The organism is Rhodococcus sp. R1101, from assembly GCF_000278445.1.
Taxonomy (GTDB): Bacteria; Actinomycetota; Actinomycetes; order Mycobacteriales; family Mycobacteriaceae; genus Rhodococcus; species Rhodococcus gordoniae.
Window position 1 is genome coordinate 1 of sequence record NZ_AJVB01000593.1, and the last position, 2056, is coordinate 2056.

Consider the following 2056-nt stretch of genomic DNA (forward strand, 5'->3'; position numbering starts at 1 on the left):
GACGATCGCCAACGGCGACGCCTTCTGCACGACCCACGTGCCCGTTCTCCCCAGAGCGGATGTGCCCCGGCCGGAGCCGCCCACGTGACGTCCCCGACTCGAGTGCTGCGAGACACCGGGCACAACACGAAGACATCCACCCACCCGTCGACCGTCGACGCACAGCCCGCGCCGACGCCCACCAGACTCCGGAAGGAGCTCGCATGACCGTCGCATCGGATCAGACGTCCGGCGCCGCGCCGCTGACGCAGGAAGAGACGATCGATTCTCTCGGACACTACGAATACGGCTGGGCGGACCCCGACACCGCCGGCGCCACGGCGCAGCGCGGCCTGTCCGAAGAGGTCGTGCGGGACATCTCGTCGAAGAAGAACGAACCCGAGTGGATGCTCGACATCCGTCTCAAGGCGCTGCGCACCTTCGACAAGAAGCCGATGCCGGTGTGGGGTTCGAACCTCGACGGGATCGACTTCGACAACATCAAGTACTTCGTGCGCTCGACGGAGAAGCAAGCCGCGAGCTGGGACGAGCTCCCCGAGGACATCAAGAACACCTACGACCGGCTGGGCATCCCGGAGGCGGAGAAGCAGCGCCTGATCGCCGGTGTCGCCGCCCAGTACGAGTCCGAGGTGGTCTACCACCAGATCCGCGAGGACCTCGAGAGCCAGGGCGTGATCTTCCTCGACACCGACTCGGGTCTGCGTGAGCATCCCGAGCTGTTCAAGGAGTACTTCGGCACGGTCATCCCGGCCGGCGACAACAAGTTCTCCGCCCTGAACACCGCGGTGTGGTCGGGAGGCTCGTTCATCTACGTTCCGCCGGGTGTGCACGTCGACATCCCGCTGCAGGCCTACTTCCGCATCAACACGGAGAACATGGGCCAGTTCGAGCGGACCCTGATCATCGTCGACGAGGGCGCCTCGGTGCACTACGTCGAGGGCTGCACCGCGCCGATCTACAAGTCCGACTCGCTGCACTCCGCGGTGGTCGAGATCATCGTCAAGAAGGGCGGTCACTGCCGCTACACGACGATCCAGAACTGGTCGAACAACGTCTACAACCTGGTGACCAAGCGCACCAAGGTCGAGGCCGGCGGCTCGATGGAATGGATCGACGGCAACATCGGTTCCAAGGTGACGATGAAGTACCCGGCCGTGTGGATGATGGGCGAGCACGCTCGCGGTGAGGTGCTCTCCGTGGCCTTCGCCGGCGAGGGGCAGCACCAGGACACCGGCGCGAAGATGCTGCACCTGGCTCCGCACACCTCCTCGACCATCGTGTCGAAGTCGGTGGCGCGCGGCGGTGGACGTGCTTCCTACCGCGGCCTCGTGCAGGTCAACAAGGGAGCCCACGGCTCGAAGTCGACGGTCAAGTGCGACGCGCTGCTCGTCGACCAGATCAGCCGCTCCGACACCTACCCGTACGTCGATATCCGTGAGGACGACGTCACGATGGGTCACGAGGCGACCGTCTCGAAGGTGAGCGACGACCAGCTGTTCTACCTCATGAGCCGCGGACTCGACGAGGACGAGGCCATGGCCATGGTGGTGCGCGGGTTCGTCGAGCCCATCGCCAAGGAACTGCCGATGGAGTACGCCCTCGAGCTCAACCGCCTGATCGAACTGCAGATGGAAGGGGCAGTCGGCTAAATGACTGCGGAAGCGAAGAACACTCCGGCTACCGGAGTGCAGGAAGCCGTGCGCGGGGAGAACCGTGCCCCGGCGATCGACAACGCCGGCAAGCCGGCAGTCAACAAGGGCGAGGTCTTCACGTCGTTCGATGTGAACGCCTTCGAGGTTCCCTCGGGACGCGACGAGGTCTGGCGGTTCACCCCGCTGCGCCGCCTGCGCGGGCTGCACGACGGCACCGCCACCGCGACCGGCACCGCGACCGTCGAGGTCACCCCGGTCGACGGCGTGCAGGTCGAGACCGTCGCGCGCGACGACGCGCGGCTCGGACAGGCCGGTGTGCCGTTCGACCGGATCGCAGCACAGGCCTACTCGGCGTTCGAGACCGCGACCGTCCTCACCGTCGGCCGCGAGGTCGAGGTCGCCGA

Annotated in this window: 1 protein-coding gene and 1 pseudogene; both read left to right on the plus strand. The window is 66.2% G+C overall.

Annotated elements, in window-relative coordinates:
- The first annotated feature begins 203 nt into the window (after positions 1–203).
- Complete coding sequence (gene sufB / locus R1101_RS0122060) at positions 204–1649, plus strand: Fe-S cluster assembly protein SufB (protein ID WP_016935404.1); 1446 nt, start codon at positions 204–206, stop codon at positions 1647–1649.
- Positions 1650–2056 (plus strand): annotated as a pseudogene (locus R1101_RS28125) (Fe-S cluster assembly protein SufD); the annotation flags it as partial.